Source organism: Rothia sp. P5764 (genome assembly GCF_048512965.1).
Classification (GTDB): Bacteria; Actinomycetota; Actinomycetes; order Actinomycetales; family Micrococcaceae; genus Rothia.
Window position 1 is genome coordinate 13,157 of the sequence record NZ_JBLXXQ010000005.1, and the last position, 18,069, is coordinate 31,225.

General features: G+C 59.4%; 14 protein-coding genes. 7 read left to right on the forward strand and 7 right to left on the reverse strand.

Going from position 1 to position 18,069, the window contains the following annotated elements; translation table 11 throughout:
* Nucleotides 1–33: 33 nt before the first annotated feature.
* From ACN08Y_RS08015 to ACN08Y_RS08025, 3 genes are read right to left on the reverse strand one after another with little or no spacing between them, the layout of a single operon-like run.
* Nucleotides 34–726, reverse strand: coding sequence for a GntR family transcriptional regulator (locus ACN08Y_RS08015; RefSeq protein ID WP_419112348.1), 693 nt, complete (start codon nucleotides 724–726; stop codon nucleotides 34–36).
* 21 nt (nucleotides 727–747) lie between these two features.
* Entirely contained in the window at nucleotides 748–2,502 is a 1,755-nt protein-coding gene (locus tag ACN08Y_RS08020) for an acetyl/propionyl/methylcrotonyl-CoA carboxylase subunit alpha (protein WP_419112349.1), read from the reverse strand.
* 8 nt (nucleotides 2,503–2,510) lie between these two features.
* Nucleotides 2,511–4,274, reverse strand: a complete 1,764-nt coding sequence (locus tag ACN08Y_RS08025; RefSeq protein WP_419112350.1) for a carboxyltransferase domain-containing protein — start codon at nucleotides 4,272–4,274, stop codon at nucleotides 2,511–2,513.
* Nucleotides 4,275–4,439: 165 nt separating this feature from the next.
* On the opposite strand from ACN08Y_RS08025, the gene ACN08Y_RS08030 reads away from it, so the two are divergent.
* A complete protein-coding gene (locus tag ACN08Y_RS08030) occupies nucleotides 4,440–5,336 on the forward strand; it encodes a DUF559 domain-containing protein (RefSeq protein ID WP_419112351.1) in 897 nt (298 codons plus the stop codon).
* Nucleotides 5,337–5,414: 78 nt separating this feature from the next.
* On the opposite strand, the gene ACN08Y_RS08035 is transcribed toward ACN08Y_RS08030, so the two are convergent.
* Entirely contained in the window at nucleotides 5,415–6,176 is a 762-nt protein-coding gene (locus tag ACN08Y_RS08035) for a LamB/YcsF family protein (RefSeq protein ID WP_419112352.1), read from the reverse strand.
* An 88-nt stretch (nucleotides 6,177–6,264) separates the two neighbouring features.
* Here ACN08Y_RS08035 and ACN08Y_RS08040 point away from each other — a divergent pair, with 88 nt between their 5' ends.
* The 4 genes from ACN08Y_RS08040 (at nucleotide 6,265) to ACN08Y_RS08055 (ending at nucleotide 11,541) form a co-directional block, all read left to right on the forward strand.
* Nucleotides 6,265–7,503 carry an MFS transporter gene (locus ACN08Y_RS08040; RefSeq protein ID WP_419112353.1) on the forward strand — a complete coding sequence of 413 codons (1,239 nt, stop codon included), beginning with the start codon at nucleotides 6,265–6,267 and terminating at the stop codon, nucleotides 7,501–7,503.
* A 381-nt stretch (nucleotides 7,504–7,884) separates the two neighbouring features.
* On the forward strand, nucleotides 7,885–9,399 hold the full coding sequence (locus ACN08Y_RS08045) for an efflux RND transporter periplasmic adaptor subunit (protein WP_419112354.1): 1,515 nt from the start codon (nucleotides 7,885–7,887) through the stop codon (nucleotides 9,397–9,399).
* A 4-nt stretch (nucleotides 9,400–9,403) separates the two neighbouring features.
* On the forward strand, nucleotides 9,404–10,246 hold the full coding sequence (locus ACN08Y_RS08050) for an ABC transporter ATP-binding protein (RefSeq protein ID WP_419111159.1): 843 nt from the start codon (nucleotides 9,404–9,406) through the stop codon (nucleotides 10,244–10,246).
* Nucleotides 10,243–11,541, forward strand: coding sequence for an ABC transporter permease (locus tag ACN08Y_RS08055; protein WP_419112356.1), 1,299 nt, complete (start codon nucleotides 10,243–10,245; stop codon nucleotides 11,539–11,541). The genes ACN08Y_RS08050 and ACN08Y_RS08055 overlap by 4 nt, the downstream gene beginning before the upstream one ends.
* 92 nt (nucleotides 11,542–11,633) lie before the next feature.
* Here ACN08Y_RS08055 and ACN08Y_RS08060 read toward each other — a convergent pair whose 3' ends face one another.
* The gene (locus ACN08Y_RS08060) at nucleotides 11,634–13,283 is read right to left on the reverse strand and encodes a thiamine pyrophosphate-binding protein (RefSeq protein WP_419112357.1); all 1,650 of its coding nucleotides are present in this window, start codon (nucleotides 13,281–13,283) and stop codon (nucleotides 11,634–11,636) included.
* 177 nt (nucleotides 13,284–13,460) lie between these two features.
* Here ACN08Y_RS08060 and ACN08Y_RS08065 point away from each other — a divergent pair, with 177 nt between their 5' ends.
* Nucleotides 13,461–14,477, forward strand: a complete 1,017-nt coding sequence (locus ACN08Y_RS08065) for a hypothetical protein (RefSeq protein ID WP_419112358.1) — start codon at nucleotides 13,461–13,463, stop codon at nucleotides 14,475–14,477.
* A gap of 98 nt (nucleotides 14,478–14,575) precedes the next feature.
* Here the strand turns inward: ACN08Y_RS08065 and ACN08Y_RS08070 are convergent, their stop codons facing one another.
* On the reverse strand, nucleotides 14,576–15,997 hold the full coding sequence (locus ACN08Y_RS08070; RefSeq protein WP_419112359.1) for a sodium:solute symporter: 1,422 nt from the start codon (nucleotides 15,995–15,997) through the stop codon (nucleotides 14,576–14,578).
* A gap of 173 nt (nucleotides 15,998–16,170) precedes the next feature.
* The gene (locus ACN08Y_RS08075) at nucleotides 16,171–16,704 is read right to left on the reverse strand and encodes an HXXEE domain-containing protein (RefSeq protein WP_419112360.1); all 534 of its coding nucleotides are present in this window, start codon (nucleotides 16,702–16,704) and stop codon (nucleotides 16,171–16,173) included.
* Nucleotides 16,705–17,004: 300 nt separating this feature from the next.
* On the opposite strand from ACN08Y_RS08075, the gene speB reads away from it, so the two are divergent.
* A complete protein-coding gene (speB, locus tag ACN08Y_RS08080; RefSeq protein WP_419111153.1) occupies nucleotides 17,005–18,057 on the forward strand; it encodes an agmatinase in 1,053 nt (350 codons plus the stop codon).
* The last annotated feature ends 12 nt before the right edge of the window (nucleotides 18,058–18,069 follow it).

The following is an 18,069-nucleotide window of genomic DNA, read 5'->3' on the forward strand; positions in this document are numbered from 1 at the left end:
TTAAACCCTGTAGCACTGCTTTGGCACAAGCCCTTAGAGTACAGGCTCCTGCAAAAAACGGTCACGCGAAAGATCCAAATAGGCCCGCAAAGCCCGATGCGCCGCCTCCCGTTGCCCACCCTCAACCAGGGCAAGCAACTCGGCGTTCTTCTCGATAAAAGGCGCATGAAAACCCATATCATGTGACAACTCAAAGAAAATCAGCCGCATCTCCGCCAAAATACGGGACATAGCCCGATTCAGCCGCTGCGACCGAGCCGAAGCCACCAGAGCACGGTGGAAATCCTGGTTAGCGCTCGCCATTTGGGGCACCTGCCCCCGGGCCTGGGCGGTACGGGCCCGGTCAATAGCTGCACGGGCATCACTGTTCTCCCCAAGCGGGGCGAGGCCAATCGCGGCGGACTCAACAGCCCACCGCTCAATAAAGAGCTCCCGCACCTGCTCAGCATCCGGCTGAATCACGAAGACTCCCCGGTAGGGGATCCTCTGCACCAGGTTCTCAGCTTCAAGCTCAGTAAAAGCCTGGCGCAGGGTGTTGCGGGAAACATCGAGCAGGGCGGCTAGATGCTCTTCGACCAACTGGGTGCCGGGGGTCAGCGCAGCGGCATCCATAGCGGAACGCAAAGCAGAAGCCGCCCACTGGGGAGCCTGCATATCGGCGGGCCGATGGGTCGCTAGGGTGCTCAGCTCCGGGGTAAAGGCGGCATCAAGGGATTGGGAAGTCACAGCACTATCCTACGGGTGCCCCTAGTCAAAACGGATGAGAGCAGAACCCGCGCTGACACGCTCACCAGGCTCAGCCAGTAGCTCAGCCACGGTTCCCGCAGACTCCGCCAGCACCGGAACCTCGGTTTTCATGGCCTCCAGCAGAGCTACCTGGGTGCCTGCCCCCACACGGTCTCCTAGCTGCACGGTAAAGCGCAAAAGCGACCCGCTCATAGGTGCAAGAACCTGACCGGGCCCTTCTACCTCGGCTGTACCTGCCGGTGCCCCTGCGCTCCCCAGGGACGCAAAAACAGAATCGGGTAGGCCCACCCGGTGCGGAGTACCGTCGATCTCCAGGGTAAAACGGGTGACCCCGCTCCCCGGGAAGGTCCTAGCACCCACCGGCAGCAGGGGCTGGCGGTAGGCTACATCTGGCTCACCGCTACCCTCTGCCAGGAAGACGTCCTCAATCCAGGTGGTGTAGACCCCGAATTCGCCTCCCTCGGCGGTAAAAGCCGGCGCTTCTAAGACCTGCCGATCAAAGGGGAGCACGGTAGCCACCCCAGAAATCTCAAGCTGACGCAGGGCAAACCGCGCCCGCCGTAGCGCCTGCTCGCGGGTAGCACCAGAAACAATGAGCTTAGCCAGCATAGAATCAAAATCCCCGCTGACTACAGAACCCGGGCGCACACCGGCGTCCCAGCGGATACCGGGGCCAGAGGGCAAGCTGATGGACTCGATTCTGCCAGCGGCAGGTAGAAACCCCCGGGCCGGGTCCTCCGCGTTGATACGGAATTCAAAAGCATGCCCGTGTGCTACAGGGGTTTGGGTCATGGGCAGAGGCTCCCCGGCGGCCACCGACAGTTGGAGAGCCACCAGGTCTAGGCCGGTGACCTCCTCGGTCACGGGGTGCTCCACCTGAATACGGGTATTGACCTCAAGGAAGGAAATAGTGCCGTCCTGGGCCACCATAAACTCAGCTGTACCCACACCCACATAGCCCGCCGCCCGGAAGATATCGGCAGAAGCCCGCTCAATAGCGGCCCGCTGGTCATCGGTCAGGAAGGGGGCCGGGGCCTCCTCAATAAGTTTCTGGTTGCGCCGCTGTAGGGAACAATCGCGGGTGCCCACTACCAGGACGTTGCCCTGGAAGTCAGCAACCACCTGCGCCTCAAGATGGCGGGGCCTCTCCAAAAAGCGCTCAATAAAGCACTCCCCATTGCCAAAAGCGGCCTGGGCTTCGCGTGTTGCAGAGGTGAAAGCCTCTTCAACCTCATCCAGGTGCCGCACGATACGCATACCGCGCCCGCCGCCACCGTGCGCCGCCTTAATGATGGAAGGCAGGCCGTTCTCCTGCGCAAAGGCACGGGCTTCTGCCGCGCTGGCTACTGGCCCGTCTGACCCCGGAGCCAAAGGCGCACCCACCGACAGCGCCAGCTCACGGGCCTTGACCTTATCGCCCAGAGCCTCAATAGTCTCGGGGGCCGGGCCAATCCAGGTGAGGCCAGCGTCAATGACCGCACGGGCAAAATCAGCGTTCTCAGCCAAGAAACCGTAGCCGGGGTGAACATCGGTGGCCCCAGAAATACGGGCAATCTCTAGAACCTTATGCATATCCAGATAGGTTTCAGCCGGTGTCGACCCCTCTAGGGCGTAGGCCTCATCAGCCAAAGCCGTGTGCAGAGCTTCGGCATCGGAATCTGCGTAGATAGCCACAGAAGCGATCCCCTGCTGCGCGCAGGTGCCAATGATACGGACGGCAATCTCGCCGCGGTTAGCAATCAAAACTTTACGCATTGTAGAACTCACTTCTGTGGGGTCAGATGGTCAAAGGGAACGAGGCAGAATTGGAGTTTAGTGCCGGGAGGGGCCTGGGCTATCAGGCGCAGGTCATCGGGATGAACCGTTGCAATCACCGGGTAGCCGCCAGTAACCGGGTGATCGGCCAGGAAGATAACAGGCTCCCCGCTGGGGGGAACCTGCATAGCTCCCGCCACCATGCCCTCACTCGGTAACTCCTTGTCGCTGAGACGGGCCAGGACCTCGGTGGGTTCTGGCCTTTCACCGCCACCCTCAGACTCGGATAGCACCAGGCGGGCACCGATACGGTCGCTGGATTGCGAAATCTCCCAGATTGCCTCTGTGAAACGGGTCAGCGATTCCGGGGTGAACCAGTCCTGGCGGGGCCCCGGCACCGCACGAATCGTTAATATCTGCTCGCCGGGTAGAGGGAGCGGGGGAACGGGGTTGCCCACTAGCGCTGAACTTTCTGCTGCTAGGGCCAGTAGGTCACCGGGGGCTAGGGGCTCCGGGCCCAGGCCAGCTAGGGTATCGCGGGAAGAACTTGTCGCCTGCTGGGGCGCCGCAAAACCCCCACGCACAGCCAGGTAGGTGCGCAGGCCGCGTTCGGTAGCCCCTAGAGTCAGAGTTTGCCCCGGTTTGAGGGCAAAGGGGCGGTAGGAGGTGACAGCTAGCGGTTCCTCCTGGGCAGGGCTTTCTGCATCTACCGGGTTATCTTCGCTGATCCGCGCAGGAACCTGCGCTCCGGTAAGGGCAAGAACCACATCGCGGTGGGCCGTAAGGGCCAGCCCACCGGCAAGATTCTCCAGGACGGTTGCCTGCAACTGGTTACCTACCAGCCGGTTAGCTTCTGCAGCGGCGGCGCGGTCCACCGGCCCTGATGGGGAAACACCCCAGTGGCTCAGGCCGCTGCGGCCGGCATCCTGAAAAAGGGTAAGCATACCGGGGGAGCGCACCTTCAAGCCCGCAGCCAGCTCGCTAAGTGCAGGCTTACCCGGGTGCTCTTCTGCTGGGGACCTACCGGCTACCGTAATCAGTTCCCGGACCGCCTCAAACTGGACCTGCATACCCGGCTCCAAAAGCGTCGGAGGGTTCTGCGCTAAGTCCCATAGGGGCGCATTAGTGTGCCCGATTAACTGCCAGCCACCCGGCGAAGAGCGCGGGTAGATACCCGAAAAATCACCGGCCAACCCCACCGAACCCGCCGGGACGCAGGTGCGCGGTCTGGCACGGCGGGGAACATCCAGCACCTTATCGTTCCGGTGTAAGTAGAAGAAGCCGGGAGCAAAACCCGCGAAGGCCACCGACCAGCGGCCCGTGGTGTGGGCGTAGATAAGAGCCTGCTCGCTCATACCCAGGTGGGCGGCAAGATCGGCCAGGTCCTGGCCGTCATAGATCACGGGAATGGTGACCGTGCGACCGTGGGCGCGCACATGACCGATTACCGGCGGCAGGTCGGGAGCGGCCAGAAAGGCGGCGGTGTAGTCGTAAGTGCTAAAGCGAACTAGGACGGTGCGGGCGGCCGGAATCAGCTCAGTTTGGCCTGCGGCGGGGTACCTGCTGAGGTGCCCGTGCAGGTACAGGGCATTTTCGAGGGTGCGGCAGTCCACCAGGGCTGCGAGGGCGCCAAAGGGCTTGACCGTGTAGATGTCTGCGCCGTCGTGTGGGCGGTGAATCATGGGCACCCCTTTGCGTCCGTCCATCAAAACCGTAGATTGTTCAACAATTCTGGCAGGTGTGGCGGTGCCCACGCAAGGCCAGCTACCCATGCGGTACCTAATACGGAGTGAACGCGGCGTAAACCTTCCAAATGCCGTTCAAAGAACACGCAGATGAAGGTTTGCGCCGCACAAGCTACTGCACCAGGGCAGACTTATCCACAGTTTCCTCCAGACCCCTTGTCAAGGCACATCTTCTGAACAATTTTGGGTCCTATGGAAGACCTCTTTACCACCATCAAAACATCGGCTGAGCTACGGCATCAAGGCGTAAGCTCCGCCGCAATTACACGAAAAAGTAAAAACGGCGAGCTCATCAAAATATGCTTCAACGCCTATGTTGAAGCCAACCAATGGAAAACATGGGATGCCACTCGCCGTTGCTTGGCCCGTCATGTGGGTTTTCTCAAAACTCATCGAGGATATGTGCTGAGCCATGTTTCAGCGGCACTTTGGTGGCGGGCACCTACCCTAGATCTGCCCCTAAAAGTTTGGGTAAGCCACCCTCACCCGTCAGCCAAGGTTGCAGGGAATGTGCATTTGAGCCGTAACCGTTTGCAGGTATGTGAGCAAGCTGTTTTCCGGTCAGGTGCTTTTGTCACAACCCCTCTGCAAACAGCTCTGGACTGTGCGCGGGTGCTCCCGTGCCCCGATGCTCTGTGCATCATTGATGATCTGCTTCACCGCGATCTTGTGCAGGAAGGGGAACTATCTCAAGCTCTGAAAACTTTGGAGGGGAGGGGTGCTCTGAGAGCTCGAGAGATCACTAAATATATGAGCGCGAAAGCCGAATCACCTGCGGAGTCCTTAGCCCGTTACTGGATTCTGCTCTGGGGTTTTACTGCCCCTGTAGAGCAGGTTCAGCTCTGGGTTAAGGGGAATGTATATAGACCGGATTTTCTGTGGGAGGATACCAGGGTGATTCTGGAGGTAGATGGAATGGTCAAATACTCAGGAACCTATGGGAGCCCCGTTGAGGTCATTCAGAAAGAGCGCCGTCGTCAGCATCATTTGGAGCTGCTGGGGTATACGGTTATCCGAGCCCAGTGGGAGGATGTTGCCCGTAACCCCGAGAATCTGCGGGCAAAGCTAGTGCGGGCCGGTGTGCGCTGATGGCTTGTGAACGCGGCGTAAACCTTCCAAATGCCGTTCAAAGAACACGCAGATGAAGGTTTGCGCCGCACTTGAGGTTTAGATGAAGGCCTCGATACGGACCCCGGCCCCTTCCAGGGCGGCCCGTACCTGCTGGGCAATAGCAACAGCCCCAGGGGTGTCCCCGTGGACGCAGATGCTGGCCGCGTCCAGGGTCACGCGTGAGCCGTCCACAGCGATCACCTCACCGTCAACGGCCATACGGACCACCCGCTCAGCAACCACCTCGGGGTCATGGATGATCGCACCCGGTTCCCTCCGGGACACCAAGCTGCCTTCGGGTGTGTAGCCCCGGTCGGCAAAAGCCTCATAGAAGACAGGTAGGCCCAAGGCGCGGGCGGCGCTCGCTACCGCAGAACCGGGCAGACAGAGGATAGGCAGGTCTCCCAGCTCGTGCAGGGCAGTGGCAACCGCCTGTGCTTGTGCTGTGTGGTGAACGATGGCGTTATAGAGGCCCCCGTGCGGCTTGCAGTAGCTCACCTGTGCGCCCTCCACCTGCGCGATAGCTTGGAGCGCCCCCACCTGGTAGATGACGGCATCGGTGAGTTCGGTGGCGGTCATATCCATGAACCGGCGGCCAAAGCCAGCCAGGTCGGGGTAGGAAACGTGAGCCCCAATGGTTACCCCTTTCTGGTGGGCGGCTCGGACGGTGGAGCGGGCTACGCTGGGGTCGCCCGCGTGGAAACCGCAGGCGATATTGGCAGAGGAGACGGTCTGCATCATTGCAGTGTCATCGCCCATGACCCAGGAGCCAAAAGACTCCCCGCAGTCAGAATTGAGGTCAATGGAAAGAGCAGTCATACTCCTAGCCTACCTGGCACACAAGCTACCTCTTTTATCACCGGGGCGTAGGGGCTAGAATTGCTCTGGTCTCTACCAAGGAGTGCATATGACACAGACTGCCGACCCCCGCCGGGTCACCCTTTACACCTGGATCATCTCGGTCGGTGGTTTCCTCTTCGGATATGACACCGGCATTATCAACGGTGCCCTGCCCTTCCTCCAGCAGGATTTCACTCTGTCCCCGGCGGCTGAAGGGTTGGCTACCTCCGCCTTGACGCTGGGCGCGGCGTTTGGTGCGCTGACTGCGGGCCAGCTGATTGACCGGTTCGGCCGCCGCCGTATTTTGCTGGTGCTGGCGGTTGTTTTTGCGGCTGGTTCCTTGGGGCTGACATCTGCCCCCAACCTGGCGGTGTTCATCGCTTTCCGTGTATTGGTGGGCTTGGCTGTCGGTGCGGCCTCAGCGGTGGTTCCTATCTACCTGGCAGAGATTTCCCCCGTTAACCGGCGCGGGGCTATCGTTACCCGTAACCAGTTCATGATTGTTTTCGGCCAGCTTGCTGCCTACGTTATGAACGCCGTACTGGGTAATCTCTTTGCCCAGAACGTCATGATTTGGCGGGTCATGTTCGCTATCTCCGTGGTCCCTGCCCTAGTGCTTTTCCTGGGTATGCTCCTAGTTCCCGAGTCGCCCGGCTATAGGAAGTCTACGGCTACCGCCCGGGGGGTACTTGGCCAGCTCTGGCAAGAACCGGCCCTGCGTACCACCCTGCTTCTGGCCTGCGCTATCGGTATCGTCCAGCAGGCAACCGGCGTGAACGCCCTGATGTACTACGGCACCCAGGTACTCCGCGAAGCCGGGTTCTCTACCGATGCCGCCCTGACCGCCAACATCTCTAACGGTGTTCTTTCTGTCATTGGTGCGGCGGTGGGGCTCTGGTTCGTGGGCCGCTTCCCCCGCCGCCTCGTCCTCACCCTGGGTCTGGCAGGCACCACGGTGTCTCTGATGCTGCTGGCCTTGACCTCTCAGTTCCTTGATGCCTCTGCCCGCCCCTGGGCTACCCTGCTGATCTCGATTATTTTCCTTGTTTTCCAGCAGGGGGCGGTGTCCCCTGTAACCTGGGTGCTCATGAGCGAACTCTTCCCGGGCCGAGTGCGCGGTGCCGGTATGGGTGTTGCCACCTTTGTCTCCTGGATGGCGAACTTCTGCGTCTCCCTCTTCTTCCCCCAGATGGTTGCCGCCCTGGGGCTGGGGGCAACTTTTGCGGTCTTCGCGGTCATCGGTGTGGGGCTGATTGCCTTTACCCGCCGCGCTGTGCCCGAAACCGCCGGAAGAACTATGGACTAGCGACCGCTCCAAAACCCACAGCCTATCTACAGGCATGGCAGGGTTAGGGCATAGACTGCTGGGCCGTACTGGTACTAAGAGTTGTCGGGCGGAGATAAGCGAAGAACTCCAGATGTGTGTACCTATTGCCTCAGAAAAATGTGTTTCATTCTGCAAAGGGCGCTAGCCGTGAGGGGGCAAGGAGTGCGTGTTGAGGGCGGACCGGAAAGAGCCCCCCTTTTCTATGCCCTCAGCCGGAGCTCGGTGGGCGTCTCACGTCATAAATCATTCTGCGGGATGATTTATGGGTTTCTGAGTATCCACTCGGTGTTTTCTGGGTAGGTGGAATCTACACTAAAAGATAGATACACCACATTTACCCCCGCTCAGAAGGGTCAGACGATGGACACTCCTACCCTGCCAATGGATCAGCCTCCCGCCCCTCCGGTTCCCGCCCACCGGCCACGCAAGAAAAAGAAGATGTCTACTCTCACCAAGGTCCTCATCGCTATCGCAGCCGGTGTCGTAGCCCTCATCCTGGTTGGGGTTCTCGTCTTCAGCAGTCTTTTCGGTGCTAGCTCGACAGCCTCCGGCGGAGCCATCCCCGCCACCGACTACATGATTCTGAGCAAAGAAGGGGTCAGCAACAAAGTTCGTGTGGAGGGCACAATCCAGCCCGGTGAAATCCGTAGCGTCACCACCCACCTGACCTCACCCATCAGCGCCGTCAACGTGGCTGTGGGCGACCGGGTTGAGATGGGCCAGACCCTAGCCACCATTGATACCTCGACTCTGCAAGGGGAACTAGACACCCAGCGCGTTCAGCTTGAAGGAGCGGTCACCACCGCCCAGACGGCGCTTAAGGCAGCACAAACCGCCTACGACCAGCACAACCAGGGCATTAACAACGGTACCAACCCCGAAATCCTTGCTGCACTCGCCGCCCAGCGCACTGCGGCTGAGCAGCTCACCCAGGCTAATAACAGCCTGGCGACTGCTCGGACACTACGCGACCAAGCAGCTGCCGAAGGTGCTGACCTGACCGCTCTAAACGCCGATCTCGCAGCCGCCGAGTCAGCCCAGCGCTTGGCCGCTGGCGCAAAGTCCGACGCGGATTCCGGTGTTAGCACTGCCCGTAACGCCGCCTCAACCCAGCTTGCAACCCTCGAAGCGGAACTGGGTAACGCCCGGACCTCCCTAACCAGCGCCGAAAGGGCCCGCGACCAGGCACTTACCTCCCTGCAAGAGGACATTGATGGCGCAACCATCACCTCGCCCATTAACGGTGTAGTCATGACCGTTGCTAAGCCCGGTGCCCCCGCAACCGGCCCCGTAGTCACTATCGGCGACGATTCAAAACTGACCATTACCTCAAGTGTGCGCGAATCTGACCTCCCCAAGGTCAAAGAAGGCAACAAGGTCACCTTCACTGCAGGCTCAAGTGGCACCAAAGAATACACCGGAACTGTTACCTCGGTAGCCTCTATTGCGGACTCAGCCCAGCAGGCCGGTAGCGAAGCCGCAGGCACTGCCGTAAGCGGTGTGGGTACCGGCAGTAGCCCCACCTTCACCGTCACTATCGAGGTCACCGGCGACCGCGAGGGCCTCTACCTGGGCTCCAGCGTCAAGGCCAACATCATTACCGCCGAGGAAACTGATTCTCTGGCTGTACCCGTAGACGCCGTGTACACCAATGACCTGGGGGCCAAGAGTGTCGTGGTAGCTGTACCCCAGGACGGCGGGAACTACGTCCTTGAAGAACGCACTGTAGAAACCGGCCTTGCCAACGACATCGATATTGCTATCACCGGCGGTGAGCTGGCCGAAGGGGATATGGTTCTGACCTACGGTGAGAACTACCGCTACCGTGTGGGCGAGACAGTGACTTTGGACGCCGGCGTGAGCTACGGCTGGTAAAACCATGAGCCAGCAACTAGTACAGCCTCCAGAAACCCTGCTGGATATGCGGGGCATCGTCAAAACCTTTAACCTGGGCACCCCCAGCGAAATCACCGTTCTACCTGGCATTGACTTTCACGTCAATCGTGGGGAGTTCGTATCGGTTGTGGGGCAGTCCGGTTCCGGTAAAACCACCCTCATGAACATCATTGGTCTGCTGGACCGAGCCACCTACGGCTACTACACCTTTGATGGCGAGAACATCCCCAACCTGAGCGATGATGAACTGGCTTTCTACAGGAGCCAGAATATCGGGTTCATCTTCCAGAGCTTCAACCTGATTGGGCGCATCTCGGCGCTCAAGAACGTTGAGATGCCTATGATGTACGCGGGCATGAATGCTCGTGACCGCAGGGAACGAGCCGCCTACCTGCTGGAGCAGATGGGCATAGCTGACCGGATGGAGAACAGCCCAGCGGCCCTCTCCGGCGGCCAGAAACAGCGTGTAGCCATTGCCCGTGCCCTGGCCAATGACCCGCCCCTGCTCCTGGCCGATGAGCCTACCGGTGCTCTCGATAGCCAGACCGGGCGCATGGTCATGGACCTCTTTCATCAGCTCAACAAAGAGCAGGGTAAGACCATCGTTTTTATTACCCACAACCCCGAGCTGGCCGCAGAAACTGACCGCATTGTCACCATGGTTGATGGCCGTATCGTCGCCGGTAAAGAGGCCGCCGCCCCTTATATGAGCGCCAATGGACTTACAGACCCTACCGGTCTTCTATCGGCTCCGGTGGCTAGCGCAGCGGTAGTTCCGCCCGCACCGGGCGGCACTGAGCCCACCCCCGAGGAGGTCCAGCCGTGAACATCAAAGAGTCAATCAGCCTAGCGCTGGGTAGCCTGCGCAACAATAAAATGCGCTCTTTCTTGACCCTTTTGGGCATCATCATGGGTATCGCCTCAGTGATTGCGATTCTGACCCTGGGTCACTCCCTGCAAACCCAGGCTAACCAAGCTGTTGTGAGTTCGGGAGCCAATGACCTCAATATCCAGGTGAAAGAACGGCCCCGTGAGGACGAAGGCCAAACTTCTGCAAACATATCTAGCCCCTATGGAATGATGGGTAGCTCAGGCCAAATGCCCACCGGGGACTCCCTTATCAGCATTGATGACATTAACACCCTCAAAGAGGTTATGGGTGATAATATCGCCGGTATTCCCCTGGGGAACTCAGCCTCCTATGGTGCTGAGCTTACCTATGAGGGCCAGACCAACTCGGAGAGTCTCATAAATTTCGTCAATATGGACTACTTGGAGCTTAACCCCAAGAACCTGGTGGCCGGCCGGGCTATCACCCAGACCGATATTGATAACAAGCGACCGGTCATCATGATTTCTACCGACCAGCTGTCACTTCTGGGAGGCGACCCGGTTCAGGCGGTGGGGCAAGAAGTAGAGGTTAGCTCGGGTGGCTCCAGCACCATCTATGCTGTTGTTGTAGGTGTTTACCAACCAGATAATACTGGCGGTCTTTTGGGCATGTCGGGGCCAGGCGCGGTCTTGATGCCTTACACCTTTGAGGGTCAGTTCAGCAGCATGAATGCAGATGGCTGGTCCTACCTGAGTGTACGCCCGGCGGAGGGTAAAGACCTGGCCCAGGTCAAGGCTCTGCTTCAGGCGCACCTCACCAATATGTATCGTTCCGATGAGCAGTTCATGGCTGAAATTATGGATTACTCAGCGGCCACACAGTCCTTCAACGATGTGCTGGCCGGTATTAGTGCAGCTATCTCGGCTATTGCCGGTATCTCACTGCTGGTCGGTGGTATCGGTGTCATGAACATTATGCTGGTGACCGTGACCGAACGTACCCGCGAAATTGGCATCCGTAAGGCCCTGGGCGCTACCCGGGGAGCTATCCGTCTGCAGTTCGTGGTGGAAGCCATGATTGTCTGCCTGGTCGGTGGCATCTTGGGCGTACTGGTCGGCGGAGGGCTCGGTATGCTGGGCTCAAATATGCTGGGGACCTTTGTGCTCCCGCCGCTGAGCGCTGTCACCCTGTCCCTGGGGTTCTCGCTAGCTATCGGCCTCTTCTTTGGCTACTACCCGGCCAATAAGGCGGCTAAGCTGGACCCCATTGACGCCTTGAGATACGAATAGATCCCTAGCCGCAGTGTAAAGCACCCCCTGTTCTCTTCCGCATACTTGCCAAAGAGAACAGGGGGTGCTTTTGTGCGCTGAGAGTATCTGCCTTAGCGCAGGGTTTCACCGATCTTAAGGTGAACCACCGAGGGGCCGCGGGTTTCCAGGGCCTTCTGAACAGTCTCCGTAAGGGTGTCCATGGTGGCGGTGAAACCTGTGGCACCGAAGCCCTCAGCCAGCTTGACCCAATCAGGCTGAACCAGGTCTACCGCAACCGGCGCGATGCCACGGTCGCGTTCGTTCTGGCGAATCTCACCGTAGCCACCGTTCTCTACACAAATGATGGGCAGATCCAACTGCTGCTCAACAGCGGTCATGAGCTCCTGGATAGCGAACATGAGCGCACCGTCACCGAGCAGACAGACCACCGGACGCTCGGGCGCTGCCACCTTAGCGCCAATGGCAGCAGGCAGGCCGTAGCCCAGGGTGGCGTAGGTTGCCATGTAGAGCAGGGAATTAGGCCGGGGTGCCCGGTAGAAGGTGGTGGTGCCCATGTAGGTTACCTGTGAGGAGTCACCGGCAATGATGGTGTCCTGGGGCAGAATCTCCATGATGCGCTCGTTAAGCTCTGCCAGCTCGGGGGCGATAGCGCGCCCCTCGTTATCCAGGGCATCGAAGATGCCCTGGAGATTGCGCTCTTGGCGGGAACCGGGGGTGACACCCTGCTCCGCCAGAGCTTCAAGGAGCTGGGGGATAACAGCCCGAGAGTTCCCGGGTAGCTCAAGGTCCGGGGTGATGTTGGTGAGCATCTGGTCGCGGGTAATATCAATGCGGATGACCGGGCCTGCGGGGTGGATATCGCCGTCCCAGAGCTCAGCTTCACCGATCTTAGAGCCAATAATAAGCATGGCATCGGCTTCCCGGCAGAAAGCGTGAGCGGCGCTCAGGCGCAGGTCAGCGCCCAAGGAAAGACGGTGCTTCTCGGGGATAGCGCCCTTACCATTGACGGAAGTAATAACCGGTGCTTCGAGAAGTTCAGCCAGGGTAAGCAGGTCATCAGCGGCAGAGATAGAACCGCCACCGGCCACAATCAGCGGCGCTTTAGCTTCTGCCAGAATACGGGCGGCTTCGCGCACATCATCGACCGGTGCAGGCTGAGGCTTGCCCAGGGGGCGGGCCTGCAGAATTGCGGGGTCAAGCTCAACTTCGCTTTCGAGGACATCCAGGGGCACCTCAATGTGAATGGGGCGCGGGCGGTTGTGGGTGAAGGAGCGGAAAGCGTTGTGGATAATATCTACCGCTTCTTCTGCTGAGTTCACGCGGCGGGAGAACTCCACAATGGAGTTGACGGCACCGGTGGGGTTTTTAGTCTCGTGCAGGGCGCCGATATCGCGGAACTCCTGGCCTACCGGGCGGCCGGGGGAGAGGATAATCATGGGGCGGGACTCTGCGTAGGCGGTTGCGGCTCCCGAGAGGGAGTTCAAGAGACCGGGGCCGGAGGTTGTAATGACAACGCCGGGCAGGTTGCGGGTCTGTGACCAGCCATCGGCACCGTAGGAGGCACCCTGCTCGTGGCGGGTGGTGACCGGGTGGATGCCGAGTTCTTCGAGATGGCGGTAGAACTCTAAGTTGTGGGTGCCGGGAATACCAAAGACGGTATCGACGCCGTAGTTACGCAGGGTTGCCAGGATGGCGTAGCCAGCGTTGCGGCGCGGCTCGGTTACTTCGGTGCTACGGTCAGGCAGGGAGGGGTGGGTCATGGGTACCTTTCAGCTTGAAATATTCTTTTAACGTCCGCTCTAGCATACGGGTTTTTAAGGTCTCGGGGCGGGAGGCTGACCTGTGAAATGTTATGCACAGCACAGTATTCTTATGAGGTTCTGTGGGGTGAGTCAGGCAGGTGGGCGGCAGAGAGGGATAAAATATTAAGTAGACTTATGAAAATGGTCAAACAGGTCCCCCTCCCCCAAGATAGCCAGGATGCCATGCCCCTCTCCACCCCACGTCGTCTCAGGATACTCACCCTTACCACCTGCACGCTCTTAGCCGCGGCCGCCTGCGGTGGTCCTGGGCAAGGAACAGAAGATCCCTCAACCCCTCAGGGCCCGGCGCCTTCCACCCAGAAAGCCCAGCAAACATCACCAAGACCGCAGGCCCAACCCCAGGAAGTCATGGGCGGTGTCCAAGAAATCTTTGCTCACCGCTATGTTGCCCTTTACGGCAACCCCAGCGGCCCCTCTCTGGGGGCATTGGGGGAGCAAAGCCCAGAAGAGTCGGTTACAAGAGTCAAAGATTTAGCTAGCCAATACCAGGGGTACAGCCAGGAGAAAGTTATCCCGGCCTTTGAGATCATTGCTACCGTCGCCAGCTCGGCAGCGGGTGTGGACGGCGATTATTCAGACGAAGCCAGCCTGGAGAGCCTGCGCCCCCTCGTAGACCTGGCCGCCAAGGAGGGGATCTACGTCATTCTTGATTTCCAGCCCGGGTATAGCAGTTTTACAGAGCAGGTCAAAGACTATGAAGAACTGCTCAAAGAACCTCACGTGGGCATTGGTATAGATGCTGAATGGAGAATCTACCCCGGCCAGGTTCACCTGCAACAGATCGGGAGCGTAGATGCCAGCGAAATCAATGAGACCCTGGACTATCTAGCTGAGCTGACCCAGCAAAATCACCTGCCCCAAAAAATGGTGGTTCTGCACCAGTTCACCCTGTCCATGATCGCTCATAGATCCCAGCTTGAGAGCAAGCACTCTGAGCTGGCCCTGACCCTCCACGCCGATGGGCACGGTAGCCCCGAACTTAAAGAGGCAACCTATCAGCAGCTACTAGCCGGTCTGAACCCCGAGATTAAGCCCTCCTGGAAAAACTTCTATGACGAAGATACCCCCATGCTAAGCCCGGCAGAAACCTACGCCCTGGAACCTAAACCCTTTGTGGTGACCTACCAGTAAGAAAGCAAGAGCCCGGCCTATGCCTTCCCCAGGCCTAAGATGGCCATGTGAGAAGGTAAGCCGGGCTAGCTAGGGTGCGGGGCAGTTCGCCCAGGACCTTAGGATTTTAGCCGCTCATGCCAGGTCTTGATGACAGCAGGATCGGTGGGCTTGGTGGCCAGCGAGGCCACCACATAGACCACCAGGGACACCGCGATACCGTAGTAGATAGGTTCGTTAGCCAGTACCCCAAAGATCGGCATGCAACCTAGGGTCACCAGGGAGCCAACCGCCATGGACAGGGCTGCAGCTACCCCCGTACCCCGCTTCCAGAGCAGGCCACCCAGGATAGCTACCATGAGCCCTCCAACCAAGATGTCGTAGGCAATGGTCAGGGAGGTGACCGTATCGGTCAGGGCAATAGCAAGAGCGGTGGTGATGACACCCAGGATGAGCAGGTAGATACGGTCAGCCTTGAGGGCTGTATCGCTTTCGGGGTCCTCTTCCTGCATGGCAGGCTTACCGGTGAGGAAGGGGATGACATCGACCCGAGCTACGGTAGCTGCTGCAATCAGAGCGCCGGATGCGGTGGACATCATGGCAGCAACACCTGCCGCCAGGACAATACCGCCGATACCTGCGGGCAGGAAGTTCTGGGCAACGGTGGCAAAAGCGTCGTCCTTGCTCTCAAGCCCAGGAGCCAGGGCGGCGGCAGCCATACCGATGACAGCGCCAGCAATACCGTAGAGGGCAATGTAGATACCGGCACCGGCCCCACCCCAGCGGGCTACCTGCGGTGAGCGAGCGGAAAAAACTCGCTGCCAGATGTCCTGGCCCACCAGGATGCCCAAAGTGTAAATCACGAACATAGTGATAATGGTGTCCATACCCATGGCCCCGGGGGCAAAGAAGCTGGAGTCCAGGCGTTCCGTCAGGCCCTGCCAGCCACCGGCCTTGTTCAGGGAGAAGGGGAGCATGAGCAAGAAAATACCCACGGTCATGATGGCGAACTGCATCATGTCGGTCAGGGTAATGGACCACATACCGCCTAAGAGGGAGTAGCCGATGACGACCAGGGAGCCCAATAGGATAGCGCTGGTACGGTCCATATCTAAGAGGACCCTGAAGACGGTGGCGTAGGCTGCAGTGGAGGTCACGGCAATCATGACGGTGTAGGCCAGCATGACGATGGAGGAAACCTGGGTAGCCCGCACACCGTAGCGCAGGGAGAGCATCTGGGAGACGGTGTAGATTTTCAGGCGGGCAATGATGGGTGCAAAGATGAGGGACAGTAAGAGTACACCGACCGCGATAGCCACAACCAGCCACATGCCTGAAATGCCGAACTTGTAGCCCAGGCCCACGCCGCCCACAGTGGATGCGCCGCCCAGGACAACGGCGCACATGGTGCCGGTGTAGAGTGCGGGGCCCAGCCTGCGGCCTGCTACTCGGAAGTCTTCGGCGTTCTTGGCTTTTCGTTTGCCGATGTAGCCAAAGAGGATGAGTGCTGCCAAATACAGCAGAATAATGGCCAGGTTCATGCGTGTTCCTTTGTGTTGAGGCCGTGTGTGCTTGACCAGTGGGTTGGTTGATGTGGCTAAGCCCTCACGGTGGTGAGTTGCAGGCCACAGTTTATTGTAGCCGTCTCTTGAAAAAACATGCACATTGACCCCGGCTCGTACTTTGGGGAGGGGCGGTATGGGATACCTTTTACCTACTTTGAATAGGTCTGGGGCGAAAGAGCTATTGGTAAGAGCGGGCGGACTCTTTTGCCCGCTGCAAGAGCCACAAAAATCAAGGGAAGAGTTGCTGCGTTAGACCCGATGTAGATGCCCCAGCGGGTGCGGGCAGGAAGCCCCGCCCCTGCCTTGGTGATCAACCGACCCGCTATGCCCGCCATGAGGGGTGCGGTCATCAGCCCACCGTTATAGCGGCGCTGGATAAGGCTCCGGCAGATATGGCTCATCGCGTTACCCACCAGAGCAGATGGGGGGGCTAGCACGAGAACCTGCTGAAGTTTACCGTGGGGCAGACAGGCCCCTGCTACCAGTGCAAGAGCAGATGCTCCGGTGAGAAGGGCCGTAGCTAGGGCAAAATCCTGCTGGCTTGACCAGGGACCGCACTCTCTAATGCGGTGGGGGAGAGCTTCGATATCTTGGTAGAAGTGCGCTACTTCCTCGCAATTATGGGCGGCAAAGACCCCAAGCAGTGAAGCTGTAAGCGCTGTCTTGCGTGGTTGCATGGTCATAACCTCTCGGGGGATCTGCTTGCGCTGAACTGCTTCCTGTGTAAGCGTCTTAACTAGCTTTCATTTTTGCAGACCTTCGGTGCAAAAAGATACGGCCCCCCTTGTGCCAGGGAGCAGTGCTTCAAAGCCGTCGTGTATTAGGTTTGCCCCCACCTGTATATGTATGAGCGCCGGTATAAATAATCAGGGCAAACAGCTCAAAAGGCCCCCGCAAACGGGTTATAGTTGAGTGAAATCTCGTGTCAGCGCTCACAGGAGCCTGCTTGACCCCCTCTTCCGTTGCCCCAAGGAGCCCTCACCATGGCAGAAGCCTTTTTCTCGTCCAAACCCAACCGCGTCATCGCCACCGGCGCTGACGGCGTAGAACGCCTTGGCCCCGTCAACGCCGCAGAAGTACCCCGCTGGGCCGGAACTGCCACCTTCGCCCGCCTACCCCGCCTGGACGAGGTAGAAAAAGCAGATATCGTAGTCGCCGGTATGCCCTGGGACTCCGGTGTCTCCTACCGGCCCGGCGCACGCTTTGGCTCCAACCACGTGCGCGAATCCTCCCGCCTGCTCCGCCCCTTCAACCCCGCCGCCAACATCTCCCCCTTCAAAGAAGCCCAGGTAGCAGATGCCGGGGACATCATCGGCAACCCTTTCAACATTGAAGAAGCCCTCGAAATGTTCGAGGCCGGTGCCCACGAACTCACCAAGGACGGCGCGCAGCTCGTGACCATCGGCGGTGACCACACCATCGCCCTGGCCAACCTGCGCAACCTGCACAAGAAACACGGCAAAATCGCCCTGCTCCACTTTGACGCCCACCTGGACACCTGGGACACCTACTTCGGGGCCGAATACACCCACGGCACCCCCTTCCGCCGCGCCTTTGAAGAAGAACTACTGGACACCGACGCTCTCTGCCACGTAGGTACTCGCGGCCCCCTCTACGGCACCGAAGACCTAGAAGACGACGCCCGCTTCGGCTTTGGCATCGTCACCAGCGCCGACGTCTACTACCTGGGCGTTGAGAGAGTCGTCCAACTGCTCCGTGAGCGCATTGGCGACCGACCCCTCTACGTCTCCATCGACATTGACGTGCTCGACCCCGCCCACGCCCCCGGCACCGGCACCCCCGAAGCGGGCGGCATCACCTCCCGCGAACTCCTGGAAATCCTGCGCGGTCTGCGCGGGCTCAACCTGGTCGGATCTGAGGTTGTTGAAGTAGCCCCTCCCTACGACCACGCCGAACTGACCGGTATCGCCGCCGCCCACGTGGTCTACGAACTCATCAGCCTGCACGCAATCGGTGCCACCGACCAGCCCGCCTCACCGGCAGCTGGCCTTGCTGGCACTACCTACAACGGCTAGAAAGGCAGACCC

Excerpts from the sequence above, each read along its gene's own strand:
- ACN08Y_RS08035 (WP_419112352.1), bottom strand. The coding sequence starts at position 6,176 with ATGACTGCTCTTTCCATTGACCTCAATTCTGACTGCGGGGAGTCTTTT.
- ACN08Y_RS08060 (WP_419112357.1), bottom strand. The coding sequence starts at position 13,283 with ATGACCCACCCCTCCCTGCCTGACCGTAGCACCGAAGTAACCGAGCCG.
- ACN08Y_RS08050 (WP_419111159.1), top strand. The coding sequence starts at position 9,404 with ATGAGCCAGCAACTAGTACAGCCTCCAGAAACCCTGCTGGATATGCGG.
- ACN08Y_RS08025 (WP_419112350.1), bottom strand. The coding sequence starts at position 4,274 with ATGGGTAGCTGGCCTTGCGTGGGCACCGCCACACCTGCCAGAATTGTT.
- ACN08Y_RS08065 (WP_419112358.1), top strand. The coding sequence starts at position 13,461 with ATGAAAATGGTCAAACAGGTCCCCCTCCCCCAAGATAGCCAGGATGCC.
- ACN08Y_RS08040 (WP_419112353.1), top strand. The coding sequence starts at position 6,265 with ATGACACAGACTGCCGACCCCCGCCGGGTCACCCTTTACACCTGGATC.
- ACN08Y_RS08020 (WP_419112349.1), bottom strand. The coding sequence starts at position 2,502 with ATGCGTAAAGTTTTGATTGCTAACCGCGGCGAGATTGCCGTCCGTATC.
- ACN08Y_RS08070 (WP_419112359.1), bottom strand. The coding sequence starts at position 15,997 with ATGAACCTGGCCATTATTCTGCTGTATTTGGCAGCACTCATCCTCTTT.
- speB (WP_419111153.1), top strand. The coding sequence starts at position 17,005 with ATGGCAGAAGCCTTTTTCTCGTCCAAACCCAACCGCGTCATCGCCACC.
- ACN08Y_RS08075 (WP_419112360.1), bottom strand. The coding sequence starts at position 16,704 with ATGACCATGCAACCACGCAAGACAGCGCTTACAGCTTCACTGCTTGGG.
- ACN08Y_RS08030 (WP_419112351.1), top strand. The coding sequence starts at position 4,440 with ATGGAAGACCTCTTTACCACCATCAAAACATCGGCTGAGCTACGGCAT.
- ACN08Y_RS08045 (WP_419112354.1), top strand. The coding sequence starts at position 7,885 with ATGGACACTCCTACCCTGCCAATGGATCAGCCTCCCGCCCCTCCGGTT.